Source organism: Planobispora longispora (genome assembly GCF_016863135.1).
Taxonomy (GTDB): domain Bacteria; phylum Actinomycetota; class Actinomycetes; order Streptosporangiales; family Streptosporangiaceae; genus Planobispora; species Planobispora longispora.
In genome coordinates this window covers 185,789-204,124 of the sequence record NZ_BOOH01000045.1, presented here as the reverse complement: position 1 = coordinate 204,124, position 18,336 = coordinate 185,789, and the positions used below count along the sequence as shown (strand labels likewise).

Here is an 18,336-nt window from a genome sequence, read left to right as displayed (position 1 = left end):
AAGCCAGCGCGCCGACGGCCTCGCGGATGGCGGAGTTGGCCTGGTTGACCGCCACCGCCATCTGCCCGATCTCGTCACGGGACAGCACCTCGGCGGTCCGGGTCAGGTCACCCTCGGCCGTGGCCTCCAGCGCCCGGGAGAGCGAGTCCATCGAACGCGCCATCTGGCGGGAGAAGACCCGCGCCATCGCGAGGGCGAGCAGCAGACCGGCGCAGAGCAGCGCGATGATCAAGGTGCGGGCGCTCTCGTACTCGTCGGCGGCCGCGGCGGTCATCGCACCGGTGGCCTGCTGCTCGTACTCCGCCAGCCGCGCGAGCGCGTCCTTGAACGCGGCGGTGACGGCGCCGAACTCGGAGACCATCTGCTTGATCTCGGCGGGAGAAGTGGCTTCCGCCGGCTGGCCCTCGCTGAGGACGACGGCGTCACGCAGGGACTGGAACTGCTCCCACGCCTTGTCGAAGTCCGTCACGGCCCGCTGCCACGCGGGGTCCGACGGGGCGGCGGCCCGGTACGCCTCGAACTCGCGGGTCACCCCCGCGGTGTAGTCCGCGATGTTCTTCTTGGCCTCGGCCTTGATCTGAGGGTCCGGGATGGTGCTGTAGCCGAGCGTGGCGTCGACCATGTCGGCCATGTTGCCGCGCATGTTGCTGAGGTGCACGAGACGCTCGACGTTGCCCTGCTTGATGGTGTTCATGTCGTCGTTCAGCGCGCTCATGCGGGTCAGCGCCACCGCGCCGACGCTCGCGCCCATGACGGCCATGAGCAGCATGGCGATAAGGATCTTGGTGCTGATGCGGCGGTCGGCGAACCAGCCCAGCAACGGGTTCCGGCGTACGGTTACCGCGGCGCCCGCAGCGCCGGCGGTGGAGTCGTTCACGATCAGGTCCTTCCAGCACGAGATCGATGAGCTGCGGGAACGCAGCGGGATAACGGAAGGCAGAAGAGTTACGACGTCTCATCGGCAACGGCCGCCGGTACATGAGCCGACGGGGGAGGCGATTCGCGAGGACCGGCGCGGCGGCTCCCGTCGAGGCCGGAACGCGCCCGCGGCCGGTGGCCGTACCGCCCCGGCAGGGCGGTTGGACGTCCCGGACGCCGTCGCGGCCGGAACGCGCCCCGTACTGCTCCGCTAGGGCGGTTGGACATCCCGGACGCCGTTGCGGCAGCCCGACTTGTCGCGGATTATCTCCGTATCGCACGTCACGGACCAACGCACGGGGAGCCGACGTGGCAGACACCCCCTCCATCGGCGAGTATCGGGTCGTAGGCACGCTGGGAAGCGCGGACAGCGGAGAGGGCGGGGAGACGCTCCTCGCCCGCGACGCGGGCGGGGATCAGGTCGTCGTCTGGCTCGCGGGCGCGGAGAGGGATCCCGCGGATCCGGAGGTCCTGCGGTTCCTGGTCGAGGCCGAGGCCCTGCGCCGCATACCCGCCGTCGGGATCGCGCAGGTGCTCGGCACCGGGTTCCACGACGGCCGGCTGTACCTCGTCAGCGAGCACGTCGCGGGACCGAGCCTGGAACGGCACGTGCGCGAGCGCGGACCGCTGCACGGGGACGAGCTCCACCGCCTGGCCATCGCCACGGTGACCGCGCTGTCGGTGATCCATCGCAGCGGAGCGGCGCACCTGCGGATCAGCGCCGGAACCGTCCTGCTCGCCGCTGACGGAGCGCGGCTGGTCGGCCTCCGGCCGGCAGCGGCGGCCGGAGGCCCGGGAACGCCCGCCGACCTGTTCTCCTGGGCGGCCACCATGGTCTACGCCGCGACCGGCCGGTATCCGGCCGGAGGCGCGCCCGGTCATGCTCCCGGCGGCGCCGCGAGCGGCCGCTATCCGACCGGGCACGCGCCCGGCGGCGCCGTGGAGGCGGCCGTCCCCGGGGATCCCGCGGTCCTGCGGGAACCGCTGAGGCACGTCGTCGCCGCCTGCCTGGCGTCCGCCCCCGGTGACCGGCCCACCGCGGACGAGGTCCTGCTCCGACTGGTGGGGCAGGACACCGCGCAGGTGGCGCAGGCACTCGGAGCGGGCGCGCGGGAACCGGGTGCGGGTGCGGATCCGGGACCGGGACCGGGACCGGGCGAGTCTCCCGGCGGACACCGGGGAACCCGCCGCCGGACCCTGGTGCTCGCGGGGGCCGCGGTGCTCGGTGCGGGCGCGGTGGCGGCGATCGTGCTGACGTCCTTCTCCGGCACGTCGCGGCAGAGCGGTGATCCGGCCTCCGGCCGTGCCGCCCCGGCGGCCTCCGCGTCCCCGTCCGGACCCCCCTCCGCGCCGACGGCCGTCCCGTCGCCGCAGAGCGTCCCGCCGGACACGCGGAACGTGGAGCTGCCCGGTCTGGGCACCGAGCTCAGGGAGAATCCGGCCGACCCCGTACGGCTGGCCGGATACATGGACGCCACCACCGCCACGTACGTCCGCGACGCCGCGGGGACCGGATTCCGCAAGGTGGACGAGCTCTACCAGCCGGTGCAGTCCCCGGACGGGGTGTGGACGGCGATGATCAGCTGGAGCAAGTTCTCCGACGTGGAAACCGATCACGTGCGTTTCGTCCGGCGCGCGACGGGCGAGGAGTTCGACGTCGAGGTCGGCCGGAAACCCCTCGGCGTGGTGGCCCCGGTCTGGTCGGCCGACAGCGGGCGGCTCCTGCTCACCTTCTTCGACTTCGGCGGCGACGACGACAAGCCGACGGAGCAGGGCTTCGCCATCGTCAACCCGGCCACCAGGACGGCCACGGAGATCAAGCTCGGCAAGGGCCCGGACATCGGCTCGTTCGCCTGGGCGCCCGGGGGTCAGGAGGTGGCCAGGGTGGCCGCCCCGGACCCCCGCAGCCCGGAGACCCTGCACGCGCTGTGGTACTCCCTGTCCGGGCAGCTGACCCGCCGGTCGGCGGAGGAGATCGGCCCGGCCTTCACCCGGGGCGACTGGTTCTCCCCCTCCGGCGGCCGGTTCTTCGCCGTCTGCGTGGGCGAGCCCAAGAGCGTGTGCGTCTACGACGCGCGCACCGGCGACCGTGTCGCGGTCGTCCCCTCCGGGACGTCCGCGGACGTGGCCCAGCCGCTGGCGTGGTTCGGCGAGGACCATCTGATCGTGATGAATCCCCGGGGCGAGGGGAACCGCTATCAGGTGGTGGACTTCGACGGCACGGTCCGGCGGATCCTGGCCGACGTCCCCAAGGGGAAGCTGGCGCTGGACTTCATGCTCGACTTCGCCCCCGTCCGATGATCCCGCTGCGGCCCGGCGACCCCGACCGCGTCGGCGGCTACCGCCTGCTCGGCAGGCTCGGCGCCGGCGGGCAGGGGGTCGTCTACCTGGGCCTGGCCGCCGACGGCTCCCGGGTCGCGGTGAAGGTTCTGCACCGCCTGGACGACGCCGCCGCCGTGGAGCGTTTCCTGGCCGAGGGCCGGATCCTGCGCCGGGTGGCCTCGTTCTGCACCGCGCGGATCCTGGACTCGGGCACGGAGGGGCCCACGCCGTACCTGGTCGGCGAGTACGTCGAAGGCGTCTCCCTGGCCGCGACCGTGGCCGGGCACGGGCCCGTCACGGATCCGCGCCTGTCCCGCCTGGCGGTCGGGGCGCTGGCCGCGCTCGCCGCCATCCACCGGGCCGGCGTGGTCCATCTGGACTTCAAGCCGGGCAACCTGCTGATCGGCCCCGACGGGCCGCGCGTCATCGACTTCGGCATCTCCCGGGTGCTGGAGGCCACCGGCTCCAGCGGTGAGATCATGGGCACGCCCGCGTTCATGGCGCCCGAGCAGTTCCGCGACGAGGCGGTCGGGCCGCCCGCCGACCTGTTCGCCTGGGCCGGCACCATGGTGTTCGCCGCCACGGGGCGCCCCCTGTTCGACGGCCCCTCCCCGGCCGCGATCTTGTACGGCATCCTGCACCGCGAGCCCGATCTGCCCCCGCTGCCCGCGCGGCTGCGCGAGGTGGTGGCGGCGTGCCTGGCCAAGGACCCCGCCCGGCGGCCCACCGCGACCGAGGCCCTGCTCAGGCTGCTCGGCCACTCGCTTCCGCACCGGGACCTGCTGGACGAGGCGAGCGCCATCGCCTCCCGGGCGGGCGGCGCCCGAGCCGGGAATCGGCGGCGCGTGCCGGCAGGGGGCGCGAGCCTGGCCGCCGCCGCGCTGCTCACCGGGACGGTCATCCTGTACGGCCGGGCGGAGAGCGCCCCGCCGTCCGCGCCCGCGCCCGTGCCGAGCGCCGTCCCCGCCAGATCGCTGAAGCTCCCGGGAACCGGCGTCGTGCTGCACGAACGCGAGGAGGACCCGGTCCGGCTCGGCTCCTACCTGGCGATGGGCACGGGCTCGCGCCGCGCCTACGCCCGCGCCCCGGGCGGCGGCTTCCGGCTGGTCGCCCACGACCGGGAGCCGGTGGCCTCACCCGACGCCGGCCGGGTGGCCCTGATCACCTGGAGCAAGTTCGCCGACGGCCCCGACGACCACGTCACCGTCGCCGGCGCCGGGGACGAGGTGACCGTCCGCACCACGCGCAAGCCGGTCGGCGCGTGGTATCCCCGCTGGTCCAGGGACGGGCGGAAGATCCTGCTGACCGCGCTGGAGGGGGACGGCGACGACCGGCGGCCCCGCGGGTTCGTCATCGTCGAGGCGGGGACGCGGACCGCGACCGCCGTCGACGTCCCCGCCGACGCCGGGGCGGACGCCGCCGACGGCTACTTCTGGAGCCCCGACGGGGCCGCCGTCGCGCGCGCGTCGCGGACGGGGGTGCGCTTCCACGCCGCCGACGGCGGGCTCGTGCGGGAACTGCGCGGCATCGGCGAGCCGGCCACCCTCGGAGACCCGTTCTCCCCCTCCGGAAAGAAGATCATCACTCACTGCCCGGACGACGGGACCACGCTCTGCGCCTGGGACGCCGCGACCGGCCAGGCCCGCGGCAGGTTCTCGGCGCCCTCGCAGATCGTCTACGGCTGGTACGACGAGGAGCACGTGCTCCTGCTGGACCGGAGCGCGCGGCCGTACCGGGTCATCGCGATCGACAGGCGCGGCCGGGAGGTGCGGCGGCTGGCGGACGTGCCGGAGGCCGACCTCAACCGGTGGGTGCCGCACTTCGTCCGGTGACCGGTCAGGCGGGAACCCGGCGGGAGAGGAGATCGCGCAGGGCCCCGGTGATGTCGGCGGGGGCCTCCTCCGCCATGAAGTGGCCGCAGGCGACGGTGGTGTGCCGCAGGTCCGGGGCCCAGGCGCGCCACAGCGCGGCGGCGTCGAAGCCGAGGGCGGCGCCCCAGTCCTGCTGGAGCACGGCGACCGGCATCCGCAGCCGGTTGCCGGCCTCCCGGTCGGTCCGGTCGTGGTCGACGTCGACGGTGGCGGAGGCGCGGTAGTCGGCGACGATCGAGGGCACGGCCGCGCGGGAGGCGTCCAGATAAGCCGTACGGACATCGGCGGGGATGGCCCGCGGGTCGTTGGTCCAGATGTCGAGGAAGTGGCCGAAGAAGGCGTCCGCGCTCGCGGCGATCATCTGCTCGGGCAGCCCCGGGGGCTGGGCCATGAGGTAGAGGTGGAAGCCGACGGCGGCGGTCGTCCCGTGCATCACCTCCCACATGTCCAGGGTCGGCAGCACGTCGAGGCAGGCCAGGTGGGTGATGGCCGCCGGGTGGTCGAGGCCGGCGCGGAAGGCGACCAGGGCGCCCCGGTCGTGCCCGGCCAGCGCGAAGCGCTCGTGTCCCAGGGCGCGGGCCAGCGTGACGACGTCGGCGGCCATCGTGCGCTTGGCGTAGGCGGCGCCGGTGTCCCCGGGTTTGTCGCTGGCGCCGTAACCGCGCAGGTCGGGGCAGATCACGGTGTGATCGGCGGCGAGATCGGCGGCGACGTGCCGCCACATCAGGTGAGTCTGGGGGAAGCCGTGCAGCAGCACGACGGCGGGCCCCGAACCCGCGACGGCGACGTTCAGCGACACGCCGTCGGCGACGGGGACGCGCCGGTAGTCGAAGCCGGGGATGACAGGTGTCATGATTCCGCTCTTTCCATGGGTGATTGGGATGACCTCAGACTGCCGGGGGCGGATGAGCATCCGATGAGCGCGCTACCGTGACCTGGGCGGCGTCCCGGGAGGAGGGGCAGGGGTGCGAGTCGTGTTCGGGGTGCTGGGGCCGGTGACCGCCTGGTACGGCACCGGGGCCCCGGTCGAGCTGAAGGGGCCCCGGCACCGCGCGGTGCTGGCCCGCCTGATCATCGCCCGACGCCGCGTCGTCCCGGTCACCCGCCTGGTCGAGGATCTGTGGACCGACCCTCCCCCCGGCGCGGTGGGCGCGGTCCGCACCTTCGTGGCCGCGCTGCGCCGCGCCCTGGAGCCGGAGCGCCCGCCCCGGGCCCCGGCCCGGCTGCTGGTCACCGAGGGGCCGGGATACGCGCTGCGCGCGGAGCCCCCGACGGTGGACGCCTGGCGCTTCGAGCGGGCCGTGGCCGCCGCGGCGACGCTGCCGCCCGAGGAGGCGCTGGCGGCACTGGAGGAGGCGCTCAGGTGGTGGCGCGGACCCGCCTACGCCGAGTTCGGCGATGAGGACTGGGCCCGCGCGGAGCGCGCGCGCCTGGCGGAGCTGCGGCTGCAGGCCGTCGAGCGCCGGGCACAGGCCCGCCTGTCCCTGGGGCTCGCCGCCGAGGCGGTGCCGGACCTGGACGCGCACGTGGCCGAGCACCCCTGGCGCGAGGACGCCTGGCGGCTGCTGGCGCTGGCGCTGTACCGCGCCGGCCGCCAGGGCGACGCCCTCGCGGTGCTGCGCCGCGCCCGCGCGCTCCTGGTCGGGGAACTGGGAGTGGACCCGGGCCCGGGACTCCGCCGCCTGGAGACCGACATCCTCCGGCACGCCGCCCACCTCGACCCCACCCCCTCTCAGGACGCCGTCCTTCTCGATCCCGCCTCCTCTCAGGACGCCGCCGGTCTGGATCCCGCCTCCTCTCAGCACGCCGCCGGTCTGGATCCCGCCTCCTCTCAGCACGCCGCCGGTCTGGATCCCGCCTCCCGGCCCGGCGGGGCGGCGGAGCGGGTGTGGGCCCGGGCGACCGCCGCCTACGACCGCAGCGTGCCGTCGGCCGCCCGGGTCCGGCTGGAGTCGGCGGTCGGCCTGCTGCGCGCTCTCGCGGTGACCGGGGGAGGCGGCCTCCAGGAGGCCCGCGAGCACCGGGTCGCGGCGATCGCGGCGGCCGAGGAACTGGGCGACGCGGAGCTGACCGCCCGCGTGATCGGCATGTACGACGTCCCGGCGATCTGGACCCGTGCCGACGACCCGCGGCAGGCGGCGCGGATCGTGGCGGCGGCCGAGTGCGCCCTGACCGCTCTCCCGCCCGGCGCGCATCCGGCGACGCGGGCCCGGCTGCTGACCACGATCGCCCTGGAGTCGCGGGGCACGTCCTCGGCGCGCGGGCCCGAGGCCGCCCGGGAGGCCGAGCGGATCGCCCGCGGCCTGGCCGATCCCGCGCTGCTGGCGTTCGCCCTCAACGGCGTGTTCATGCAGACGTTCCACCGCGCCGGTCTGGCGCCGCGCCGCGACGACATCGGAGCCGAGCTGGTCGCCCTGTCCGCCCGGCACGGCCTGGTCACCTACGAGGTGCTCGGCCACCTCGTCCGCGTCCAGGCCCGCGGCGCGCTCGCGGATTTCCCCGCGGCCGACCGGCACGCGGCGGCCGCTGACCGCCTGGCCGGCAGTCACGAGCTGCCGCTGGTGGGCGTGTTCACCCGCTGGTACCGGGCGCTGCGGCTGGACGCGACCGGCGGGGCGCCGGTCACCGAGGTGGCGGCGGCCTACCGGGACGCCGCCGCCCCGCTGGACGGCGCCGGCATGCCGGGGCTGGAGCGCGGCCTGCTGCCGCTCGCGCTGCTGTGCCTGAGGCTGCGGCACGCGCTGCCCGTCCAGGCCGGTGAGGACGCCGACTGGGGGCCGTACGAACCCTGGGTCCGCCCGCTGGTCCTGCTGGCCCGGGACGGTCGGGGCGGGGCCGCGCCGGTCCGGGATCGCCGCGGCGAGGTCGTGGCGGCGCTGCGCCGGGTCCCGGATCCACCTCGCGACCTGCTGCTCGAGGCCATGTGGTGCCTGGTGGCGCGGGCGGCCGTCGCCGTCGGGGACCGGGAGACGATGGAACGCGCCCTCGCCGCGCTCGCCCCCGCCGCGGCGGAACTGGCCGGGGCGGGCAGCGGCCTGCTCACCCTGGGGCCCGTCTCCCGCTGCCTGGACGACCTCGCCGCCGCTCTCCGCTGATCCCGCACCGGTTGCACGGTCCGGCCGGTTGCACGGTCCGGCCGGTTGCACGGTCCGGCCGGTTGCGCGGGCGGTTTCAGATCGCCGCGGCGGCGAGGCGCGGGTCGTCCCAGAGGGCTTCCGGGACGGGACGGCCGAACAGGTCGGCGTTGTCGTCGACCTCCTCGGGGGAGCGGCAGCCGACGAGCACGCTGGCGACGGCTGGGTGGCGCAGCGGGAAGCGCAGCGCGGCGGCCCGGAGCGGCACCCCGTACTCGGCGCACACCTCACCGAGCCGGAGCGCCCGCGCCAGCAGCGGTTCCGGGACGGGCGCGTAGTCGTAGCGGGCGCCGGGACGGGGGTCGGCCAGCAGACCGGAGTTGTAGACGCCGCCGACCACCACGGACACGCCCCGCTCCAGGCAGGCCGGGAGCAGGTCCTGCTCGGCCGACCGGTCCAGCAGGGTGTAGCGGCCCGCGCACAGGACCACGTCGAGATCGAGCCGCCGGACGAACCGGGCGGGCATGGCCGTCTGGTTCATCCCGACCCCGATCGCGCCCACCACGCCCTCGTCCCGCAGCGCGGCCAGGGCCGGGTAGGCGGAGGCGTAGACCTCGGCCTCGTGCTCGTCGGGGTCGTGGAGGTAGACGACGTCGATCCGGTCGAGGCCCAGCCGCTCCAGGGACTCCTCCAGGGAGCGCCGGACGCCGTCGCCGCTCCAGTCCCAGATCCGCCGGAGCGGGGGCGGGTCGGCGAACCCGTCGGACTCGGGCGGCTCGCCCGGGACCGACGGCACCAGCCGACGGCCGACCTTGGTCGAGACGACGTAGGAACCGGGCGGCTCGGCCGCCAGGACCGCCCCGAGCCGGCGCTCGGCGCGGCCCGCGCCGTAGTGCGGCGCGGTGTCGAGATAGCGCACGCCCCGGTCGAGCGCGCGCCGTACGGTCGCCGCCGCCCGCTCGGCGGGGACCGGCGTGTACAGCCCGCCGATCGCGGCGCCGCCGAAGGACAGCGCGGTGACCCGCACCCCGCTGCGGCCCAGGGACGCGGCGCCTCCGGCGGGCACGGGGCCGTCCGAGGCTCCGACGCTTCCCGGGATCGTCAGGCGGTCCGGGGTTCCGGCGTCTTCCGGGGTCATGGGGTGCTCCGGGGTTTCGAGGTCATGGGGCGGTCCGGGGCGCCGGGGTCATGGGGTGCTCCGGGGCCGGAGCCGCAGTCCCTGCATCCCTCCGTAGACCGCGAGCGCCGTGGGCGGCGCGATGTCCGCTACGTCCTGCGGGGATCGTCCGCTACCCGCAGGGGTTGACCGCTACCCGCGGGGGTTGACCGCTACCCGCGGGGACATCCGCTACGTCCCGCGGGATCAGGCGGTGGGGAAGGGGCCCTGGTACTCGGTGTAGTCGGAGACGCCGTCGCCGTTGAGGTCGACGCGCACCTCGTCGGTGTAGCCGTCGCCGTTGTGGTCGAGGTAGACCACGTCGGTCACGCCGTCGCCGTCGGTGTCGTAGCGCTCCTCGTCGGCCACGTAGTCGCCGTCGGTGTCGATGAGCTGGACGTCGGTGCCGCCGTCGCCATCGGTGTCGTAGTAGTCGGTGGTGGTGACGTAGAACTCGCTCATCGGGGTTTCCCTTGTCTTCGTTCGTGCCGGTTCGTCAGATAAGAGGGGCGTTCCGGCCGGATGGTTACAGCGACTTCCACGATTTTTTTCGCAGCCCGTCCTCCCCGGGGCATGACGTGATCGGCGGTGGATCAGCGGGCCACCGGTCACCCGGTGAGTCCGAGCCCGCCCGCCCGGAGTCCGGCCTGGAATCTGGAGTCGGCCTCCAGCTTCGCCATCAGCTCCGCGACCCGTCTCCGGTAGGTGCGCAGGGAGAGCCCGAGCTGCCTGGCCGCGGTCTCGTCGGTGTGTCCCGCGCCGAGGGCGCGGAGGACCGCCAGGCCGTCCGCGTCGATGTGGGGCACGTCTCCGTCGAGGTAGGCGATGAGGTCGGTGGCGCTCTCTCAGGCCGCCTGGAAGAGGGCGTACACGCCCCCGACCACTGTGGGCAGGGTGGTCACGGTGAACTCGCGGGGACCCGCCGCGTCACGACCGGCGAGGATCACCGCCCGCCGGTCGATGATGGGCGCTCTCGGGGGAATTCCCGCTCGGCGGGGACCTCCCCGTCCACCGGATCGGTTTCGGAGCCATGCGGCTCCCGGCCGGGACGTTCCAGGGGCCCGCCCGCGACCCGGCGGCGGGCGTCGCGGTGCTGCGCCGCGCGGTCGAACTGGGCGTCGACCACATCGACACGGCGTGGTTCTACCGGCGGGGCGGGGTGGCGGCCAACGAGCTGATCCGTACGGCGCTCGCCCCGCACGGGGACGGCCTGGTGATCGCGACGAAGGTGGGGCCGTTGTTCGGCTCCAGCGGGGTCCCGGGCGGACAGGCCGGCCCGGACCGGTTGCGCGGCCTGGTGGAGGAGAACCTGCGCAGCCTCGGCGTGGACCGGCTCGACCTCGTCTACCAGCGCGTGGGAGGCATGACCGGTCCCGGCGGAGAGTCGGTCGCCGACCGGTTCGCGGCCCTCGCCGAGCTGCGCGAGGCGGGACTGATCCGGCATCTGGGCGTCAGCAACGTCGACGCCGCCCAGCTGGCCGAGGCGCGGGCGATCGCCCCGGTGGCGGCCGTGCAGAACAGCTTCCACGTGCACGACCGGGGTGGCATCGAGCTGCTGGCCCAGTGTGAGGAGGCCGCAATCGCCTTCGTCCCGTTCTTCCCGCTGGGCGGCGGCCGTCGCCCGATCGACGCGGCGCGGCTGGCGCGGGTCATGGCCCGTCACCGGGCGACGGCCGCGCAGATCGCCCTCGCCTGGCTGCTGGCGAGCTCACCCGCGGTGCTCGCCATCCCCGGCACCGGTTCCCTCGAACACCTGGAGGAGAACGCGGGGGCGGGCCGGATCCGCCTGACTTCCCAAGACCTCGCGGAGCTCGCGGAGCTCGGAGACTGACCTCGGGGTTTCCCTGGGAACCGGGCTCCCGGCCGGGACCGTGGAAGCACGGCACGGCTCCCCGGCGGCATCAACCGTTCGGTGGATTCCCGGGTCATCACCATTCGCCGCCGACGATGGCCGGCAGGTCGATTCGCCCCGGACGCGGGCGGAAGATCCTTGATCCATGGCAGTCATCGAAGTCACAGACCTCCGCAAGAAGTACGCGGACCTGACCGTTCTGGACGGGGTGTCGTTCTCCGTGGAGGAGGGTGAGATCTTCGGCATCCTCGGGCCGAACGGCACCGGCAAGACCACCACCGTGGAGTGCGTGGAGGGCCTGCGGCGGCCCGACGGCGGGTCGATCAGGGTCCTCGGGCTCGACCCGGTCAAGGACGCGCGCAAGGTCCGCGAGCAGATCGGGGTGCAGCTCCAGCAGACCCAGCTGCCGGAGAACATCAAGGTGTGGGAGGCGCTCGACATGTACGCCTCCTTCTACGACGACCCGCGCGACTGGCGGGAGCTGCTGGAGGAGTGGGGGCTGGCCGACAAGCGCGACGCCCGCTTCGGCAAGCTGTCCGGCGGCCAGCAGCAGCGGCTGTTCATCGCGCTGGCACTGGTCGGCAACCCGAAGGTGGCCTTCCTGGACGAGCTGACCACGGGCCTGGACCCGCAGGCCCGCCGTACCACCTGGGAGCTGGTCAAGCGGGTCCGGGCGAGCGGTGTGACGGTGGTGCTGGTCAGCCACTTCATGGACGAGGTGGAGGAGCTGTGCGACCGCGTCGCCGTCTTCAACCGCGGCAAGGTCGTGGCGATCGACACCCCGGCCGGGCTGGTCGGCGGCGAGCACCGGATGCGGTTCACGCTGATGGCCGGGGACACGAGCGGCGTGGCCGGTCTGGAGAACCTGCCCGAGGTGATCGAGGTGTCCCGGGAGGGGAACCGGGTGATCGTCACCGGCCGGGGCGACTTCGCCACGGCGGTGACCGCGCACCTGGCCCGCCACCACGTCCTGGTCGGCGACCTCCGCCTCGACAAGCGCACCCTGGACGACGCGTTCGCCGCCCTGACCGGCCGGTCCTTCGAGTAAAGGAATCTGATCATGATGAAGCTCGCCGCCGTCGAGACCAAGCTGCTGACCCGGGAGCCCGGGGCGCTGTTCTCGCTGCTCATCCCGCTGTTCATCCTGGTGGTGTTCGGAAGCTCGATCGAGCCGGGCGACACCGTGCTGCTGCCGATGGCGCTGGCCATCGCCGTGGGGATGGTGGGCCTGTACCTGCTGCCCACCACCCTGGCCACCTACCGCGAGCGGGGGATCCTGCGCAGATTGTCCGCCACGCCGGTGCGCCCGGGGAACCTGCTGGTGGTGCAGCTGATCCTGCAGCTCATCCTCGCGGTGACCGCCTGCGGGCTGCTGCTGGCCGTCGCGGGCACCGTCCTGGGCGCCCACCTGCCCACCCGGGTGCCGTACGTCGCGCTGGTGTTCCTGCTCGGTACGGCCAGCATGTTCGCGATCGGCCTGCTCATCGCGGCGCTGGCGCCCAACGGCCGGGCCGCCAACGGGATCGGCGTCCTGCTGTACTTCCCGATGGCCTACCTCGCCGGGCTCATGCAGCCCAAGGATCAGATGCCCGCTATGGTGGCCCGCATCGGGGAGTACACCCCTCTGGGCGCTTTCGGGCAGAGCATGCGGGAGGTCTGGGCGGGTGCTGCCCCCAGCCCCCTGCTGCTGGGTGTGCTGGCCGGCTACGCCCTGGTCGTCAGCATCGCGGCCGCCAAGTTCTTCCGCTGGGAGTGACGGATGACCGGCCGGCTCGACCGCTGGGAACGGATGCTGGAGCGCCAGATGGCGGCGGCGCCGTACGTCCTGCTGGTGATCTCCACGGTGCTCTCCCTGCTGACCGGCGGAAACCCCTGGATCACGCTCGGCCTCACCGCTCTCGCGGCCGCCTGGATGCGGTTCATGCCGCGGGGCGTGGCCGGCGGCGCGGTCTACGTGGCCGGGCTGGTGGTCCTGATCGGCGCGCTTTGCACCCAAGGGGTATGGTTCGCGAGCTTCTTCGGCTTCACCGGATTCCTCCACTCCTGGCAGTACCTGAAGGGGAAGTGGCGGCTGGCCGGAGTGGGCGCCACGGCGGCGATCAGCGTCGTGGCCTACGGCGGGGGTCCGCCCGGGCCCACCCCGTCCTCGATCTTCACCTACCTGTTCTTCACCGCCGCCATCGTCGCGGGGGTGAGCCTGTTCAGCTTCGTCGGAGAGGTCACCGCCGAGCGGAGCGACGAGCGCAGGCGCATGGTGACGCGGCTCGAAGAGGCCATGCGGGAGAACGCCGGGCTCCAGGCCCAGCTGCTGGTCCAGGCCCGCGAGGCGGGCGTGCTCGACGAGCGGCAGCGGATGGCGGCAGAGATCCACGACACCCTCGCCCAGGGCCTGACCGGCATCATCACCCAGCTCCAGGCGGCCAAGCAGGCCGAGGACTGGCGGCGCCATGTGGACAACGCGGTACGGCTGGCCCGCGAGAGCCTCGCCGAGGCCCGGCGTTCGGTGCACGCGGTGGGTCCCGGACAGCTGGAGGCGGCGCCGCTGCCCGAGGCGCTGGAGGACGTGGTGACCCGATGGGGGGAGCTCAACGGGGTGCGTGCGGATTTCACCGTCACTGGTACGGTCCGTCCCATGCATCCGGAGGTCGAGGAGACGCTGCTGCGGACGGCGCAGGAGGCACTGGCCAACGCGGCCAAGCACGCCGGCGCGTCCCGGGTCGGGCTGACCCTGTCGTACATGGAGGACACGATCACCCTGGACGTCCGCGACGACGGCGCCGGATTCGATCCGGAGCGCGTCCGCGAGGCCGGGGGGTTCGGCCTGACCGCGATGCGCAAGCGGGTGAGCCGGCTGGCGGGCACGCTGGAGATCGAGTCCGAGCCCGGCTCGGGCACCGCGATCTCCGCGAGCGTCCCGGCGGTGGCCCGTGCCTGAGAGCCCCGGGACCCCCATCCGGCTGCTGATCGCCGACGACCACCCCATCGTCCGCGACGGCATCCGCGGCATGTTCACCGGCGACCCGGACTTCGAGGTCCTCGGCGAGGCCTCCGACGGCGCCCGTGCCGTCGAGCTCGCGCGGACGCTGCACCCGGACGTGATCCTCATGGACCTGCGCATGCCCGGGACGGACGGCGTCGCGGCCATCAAGGAACTCGCCCGGCTGGGCGTCGCGGCCCGCGTGCTGGTGCTGACCACCTATGACACCGACCGGGACGTCATGCCCGCGATCGAGGCCGGGGCCACCGGCTACCTCCTCAAGGACACCGGCCGCGACGAGCTCGTCCGGGCCGTGCGCACGGCGGCGCGGGGCGAGGCCGTGCTGTCCCCGTCGGTCGCCACCCGCCTCCTCGGCCAGGTCCGCACCCCCGCCGACCCGCTGAGCGCCCGCGAGCTGGAGATCCTCCACCTCATCGCCGACGGCGCCACCAACCGCGAGGTCGCCGCACGCCTGTTCATCAGCGAGGCCACGGTCAAGAGCCACGTGCTGCACATCTACACCAAGCTCGGCGTCAACGACCGCGCGGCCGCCGTCGCCACCGCCTTCCGGCGCGGCCTGCTCACCCTCGGCGACGGCTGACCGGGCCCGCCGCGCCCCGGATCGCGGCGCGGGCGGCGCAGGCGGTACGGGCGCCGGGAGCCGCGGAATAATCCGTTGCCCGCCGCTGCTGATCAGGCCACCATGGTCATCATGTCCCGGCACGCTCGCCTCGTGACACCCGCCGCCGCGGGTGTGTTCGAGCGTGTCTGCGACGGCCTGGAGCGCTGACCTCTTCCCGTAAGTCCGACGTGACCCGGCGGGGGGAGGTTGCCGGCCCGAGACGGGTCACGACGGATCCAGGCAGATCAAGGAAGAGAATCCATGGCCAAGCAGGCCTATGTGCGTAACAAGCCGCACCTCAACATCGGCACGATGGGCCACGTCGACCACGGCAAGACCACGCTGACCGCCGCGATCACCAAGGTGCTCGCCGGGCGCGGCCAGGCGACGTACACGCCGTTCGAGCGGATCGACCGGACCCCGGAGGAGCACCAGCGGGGCATCACGATCAACATCTCGCACGTCGAGTACGAGACCGCCACCCGCCACTACGCGCATGTGGACATGCCGGGGCACGCCGACTACGTGAAGAACATGATCACGGGTGCGGCGCAGCTCGACGGCGCGATCCTCGTCGTGTCCGCCCAGGACGGCATCATGCCGCAGACCAGGGAGCACGTGCTGCTCGCCCGGAGGGTGGGCGTCGAGCACCTGGTCGTCGCGGTCAACAAGGCCGACGGCGCCGACCCGGAGCTGACCGACCTGGTCGAGCTGGAGCTGCAGGACCTCCTGGCCGAGCACGGTTACCGTGACGTGCCGATGGTGCGGGTGTCCGGGCTGCGGGCGCTGGAGGGCGACCCGGCGTGGACGGCGTCGATCGAGGCGCTGCTCCGGGCGGTCGACGACCACATCCCCGTGCCGGTCAGGTACGTGGACGCGCCGTTCCTGATGCCGGTGGAGAACGTCCTCACGGTGACCGGCCGGGGCACGGTCGTCACCGGCGCCATCGAGCGGGGCGCCGTGCGCGTGGGCGACACGGTGGAGGTCGTCGGGTTCGGCGACGGGTTCACGGCGGTGGTCACCGGTGTGGAGACGTTCGGCAAGACGATGGAGCGGGGCGAGGCGGGAGACAACGCCGCCGTCCTGCTGCGCGGGGTCAAGCGCGAGCAGGTACGGCGCGGCATGGTGCTGGCGGCTCCGCTGAGCCGGCGCGCCCACCGGTCGTTCACCGCCCGGCTGTACCTCCTCACGGCGGAGGAGGGCGGACGGCGCAGGCCGATCGCCTCCGGGTACCGGCCGCAGTTCTACCTGCGCACCACCGACGTGCCGGGTGAGCTGACGCTGCCGTCGCCCGCGCGGCCCGGCGACACCGTGGAGGTGTCGGTGGAGCTGGGCAAGGCGGTGGCGGTCGAGCCGGGGCTCGGCTTCGCGATCCGCGAGGGCGGGCTCACGGTCGGCGCGGGCACGGTCCTCACCGTGGAGGACTGACCGCTCGCCGCCGGACCGCGCGGGACGGATCCATCCGTCCCGCGCGGTCCGTTCCCGGGTCCGTTCCCGGGTCCGTTCCCGGGTCCGTTCCCGGGTCCGTGTTCCGGTCCGTGTTCTGGGCCAGGACGGGCCGGGCTCGGCGATCCACTGGAATCAATACTTCGATGCGATAAAGCGGCAGATATCCATTATTCGTGTTACGGACGGGGTGGCCGGAAAATCGTTCGCTCTCGCCGCGTCCCCTGCGGAAACATGGTCGGGGTGACGTCGGCATCGGGGAGGATGAATGGCGGTAACCAGCTCATTTGGGAATTCCGAAAACAGTCCATCCGTGCGGAAATCTGCGGTTCTGCTGGCACTGCGTTACTACTGCGGTGAGCTGAAGCGCCAGTGGCGCGTCACGGTGCCCGCGCTGACCCTGCCGGCGATGGGGAACATCTGCCTGTTCTACCTGGCGCCGCTGCTGGTGGCCGGGCTGGTGGGACGTCTGGCCGACGGCGGCGACGGCTCCTTCGACGCGCTGCTGCCCTACGTGCTCGGCTTCGCCGCCCTGCTGCTGGCGGGCGAGGTGCTGTGGCGGCTCGGGCTGCACTTCCTGAACCGCACCGACGCCCGCGGCATCGAGCGGCTCGGCATGACGGGCATGGACGAGCTGCTCTCCAAGGACGCCGCGTTCTTCCACGACAACTTCGCCGGATCGCTGACCAAACGGGTGCTGGGGTTCTCCTCCAACTTCGAGGACTTCGCCGACACGCTCACGTTCTCGATCATGGCCAAGGTGGTGCCCATCGTCTTCGCCTCGGTGGTGCTGTGGCAGTACCACCCGCTGCTGGTCCTCGTCCTGGTGGGCCTCGTCGTCGTGACCGGCGTCCTCGTCGCCCCGCTCATCCGCCGCCGCCAGGCGCTGGTCGACGAACGCGAGGCCGCCAAGGTGCGGGTGTCGGGCCACATCGCCGACGTGATGGCCAACATGGAGACGGTCCGCGCGTTCGCCGCCGAGGATCGCGAAGCCGCCGAACACCGGGTGAGAATCGCCGAGCAGCAGAGGTTGTCCCTGCGCTCCTGGGATTACGGCAACCTCCGGGTGGACACCGTCGTCGCCCCGCTGTCGGTGATCACCAGCGCCGTGGGCCTGCTCCTCGCGGTGGGGCTCCGCGGCGGCCTCGGCGTGGAGGCCATCGTGGTGACGTTCACCTACTACTCGAACACGATCGGCATCATGTTCGAGTTCAACCAGATATACCGGCGCATGGAGAGCGTGCTCACCGAGGCGGCCCAGTTCACCGAACTGCTCCTCGACCCGCCGACCGTGACGGACCCGCCCGACCCGCAGCCGCTGCGCCCGGCCGACGCGGGAATCCGCTTCGAGCGGGTGAGGTTCGCGTACGCCGGCGGCCCGCCCCTCTTCGACGACCTGGACCTCGACATCCCCAGCGGATCCAAGATCGGGCTGGTCGGCCAGTCCGGTGGCGGCAAGAGCACCCTCACCCGGCTGCTGCTGCGCCTCATGGACATCGACGGCGGCAGGATCCTGATAGGCGGCCAGGACATCTCCCGGCTGCGCCAGGCCGACCTGCGCAGCCTCATCGCCTACGTCCCCCAGGAACCCGCCATGTTCCACCGGTCCGTGCGCGACAACATCGCCTTCGCCCGGCCGGGCGCCACCGACGCCGAGATCCTCCGGGCCGCGCGGGCGGCGCACGTCACCGAGTTCGTCGAATCCCTGCCGGACGGATTCGACACCCTGGTCGGCGAGCGCGGCGTCAAGCTCTCCGGCGGCCAGCGGCAGCGCGTCGCGCTCGCGCGCGCCATCCTGCGCGACGCCCCGATCCTGTTGCTGGACGAGGCGACCAGCGCCCTGGACTCCGAGAGCGAGATCCTCGTCCAGAAAGCCCTGTGGCAGTTGATGCAGGGCCGTACCGCGCTCGTGGTCGCCCACCGCCTGAGCACCGTCGTCCGGATGGACCGGCTCGTCGTGCTCAACCGGGGGCACATCGTGGAACAGGGCACCCACGGCGAGCTGCTCCAGGCCGAGGGGCCCTACGCCCGGCTCTGGCGCCATCAGTCCGGGGGGTTCCTGGTCGACGACGACGCCCCGGACGCGCTCCGCCGCTGA

At 73.4% G+C, this 18,336-nt stretch carries 15 protein-coding genes; 10 read left to right on the top strand and 5 right to left on the bottom strand.

Annotated elements, in window-relative coordinates; all coding sequences use genetic code 11:
• On the bottom strand, positions 1-877 hold an 877-nt coding region (locus tag Plo01_RS27575; protein WP_203893597.1), incomplete at its 3' end, for an MCP four helix bundle domain-containing protein.
• A 350-nt stretch (positions 878-1,227) separates the two neighbouring features.
• Here Plo01_RS27575 and Plo01_RS27570 point away from each other — a divergent pair.
• The gene (locus Plo01_RS27570) at positions 1,228-3,219 is read left to right on the top strand and encodes a serine/threonine protein kinase (RefSeq protein ID WP_203893596.1); all 1,992 of its coding nucleotides are present in this window, start codon (positions 1,228-1,230) and stop codon (positions 3,217-3,219) included.
• Positions 3,216-5,072, top strand: coding sequence for a serine/threonine-protein kinase (locus tag Plo01_RS27565; RefSeq protein ID WP_203893595.1), 1,857 nt, complete (start codon positions 3,216-3,218; stop codon positions 5,070-5,072). The genes Plo01_RS27570 and Plo01_RS27565 overlap by 4 nt, the downstream gene beginning before the upstream one ends.
• 4 nt (positions 5,073-5,076) lie before the next feature.
• Here Plo01_RS27565 and Plo01_RS27560 read toward each other — a convergent pair whose 3' ends face one another.
• A complete protein-coding gene (locus Plo01_RS27560) occupies positions 5,077-5,964 on the bottom strand; it encodes an alpha/beta fold hydrolase (protein ID WP_203893594.1) in 888 nt (295 codons plus the stop codon).
• A gap of 112 nt (positions 5,965-6,076) precedes the next feature.
• On the opposite strand from Plo01_RS27560, the gene Plo01_RS27555 reads away from it, so the two are divergent.
• Complete coding sequence (locus Plo01_RS27555) at positions 6,077-8,206, top strand: AfsR/SARP family transcriptional regulator (protein ID WP_203893593.1); 2,130 nt, start codon at positions 6,077-6,079, stop codon at positions 8,204-8,206.
• A gap of 76 nt (positions 8,207-8,282) precedes the next feature.
• Here the strand turns inward: Plo01_RS27555 and Plo01_RS27550 are convergent, their stop codons facing one another.
• From Plo01_RS27550 to Plo01_RS27540, 3 genes are all read right to left on the bottom strand, one after another.
• On the bottom strand, positions 8,283-9,323 hold the full coding sequence (locus Plo01_RS27550; RefSeq protein WP_203893592.1) for an aldo/keto reductase: 1,041 nt from the start codon (positions 9,321-9,323) through the stop codon (positions 8,283-8,285).
• Between the two features lie 225 nt (positions 9,324-9,548).
• Positions 9,549-9,803: a hypothetical protein gene (locus tag Plo01_RS27545; protein ID WP_203889951.1), complete on the bottom strand. Its 255-nt coding sequence runs from the start codon at positions 9,801-9,803 to the stop codon at positions 9,549-9,551.
• Positions 9,804-9,949: 146 nt separating this feature from the next.
• On the bottom strand, positions 9,950-10,147 hold the full coding sequence (locus tag Plo01_RS27540) for a LuxR C-terminal-related transcriptional regulator (protein ID WP_239317161.1): 198 nt from the start codon (positions 10,145-10,147) through the stop codon (positions 9,950-9,952).
• Positions 10,148-10,356: 209 nt separating this feature from the next.
• Between Plo01_RS27540 and Plo01_RS27535 the strand changes: the two genes are divergently transcribed.
• From Plo01_RS27535 to Plo01_RS27505, 7 genes are all read left to right on the top strand, one after another.
• Positions 10,357-11,172, top strand: coding sequence for an aldo/keto reductase (locus Plo01_RS27535; RefSeq protein ID WP_275415427.1), 816 nt, complete (start codon positions 10,357-10,359; stop codon positions 11,170-11,172).
• Between the two features lie 166 nt (positions 11,173-11,338).
• Positions 11,339-12,241 carry an ABC transporter ATP-binding protein gene (locus tag Plo01_RS27530; RefSeq protein ID WP_203893590.1) on the top strand — a complete coding sequence of 301 codons (903 nt, stop codon included), beginning with the start codon at positions 11,339-11,341 and terminating at the stop codon, positions 12,239-12,241.
• Positions 12,242-12,253: 12 nt separating this feature from the next.
• Positions 12,254-12,949 carry an ABC transporter permease gene (locus tag Plo01_RS27525; RefSeq protein ID WP_239317159.1) on the top strand — a complete coding sequence of 232 codons (696 nt, stop codon included), beginning with the start codon at positions 12,254-12,256 and terminating at the stop codon, positions 12,947-12,949.
• Positions 12,950-12,952: 3 nt separating this feature from the next.
• Positions 12,953-14,128 carry a sensor histidine kinase gene (locus tag Plo01_RS27520; RefSeq protein ID WP_203893589.1) on the top strand — a complete coding sequence of 392 codons (1,176 nt, stop codon included), beginning with the start codon at positions 12,953-12,955 and terminating at the stop codon, positions 14,126-14,128.
• Positions 14,121-14,771, top strand: a complete 651-nt coding sequence (locus tag Plo01_RS27515; RefSeq protein WP_203893588.1) for a response regulator — start codon at positions 14,121-14,123, stop codon at positions 14,769-14,771. The genes Plo01_RS27520 and Plo01_RS27515 overlap by 8 nt, the downstream gene beginning before the upstream one ends.
• Before the next feature lie 282 nt (positions 14,772-15,053).
• Positions 15,054-16,220 (top strand): elongation factor Tu, encoded by a 1,167-nt coding sequence (gene tuf / locus Plo01_RS27510; RefSeq protein WP_203893587.1) that lies wholly within the window; start codon positions 15,054-15,056, stop codon positions 16,218-16,220.
• A gap of 331 nt (positions 16,221-16,551) precedes the next feature.
• The gene (locus Plo01_RS27505; protein WP_239317157.1) at positions 16,552-18,336 is read left to right on the top strand and encodes an ABC transporter ATP-binding protein; all 1,785 of its coding nucleotides are present in this window, start codon (positions 16,552-16,554) and stop codon (positions 18,334-18,336) included.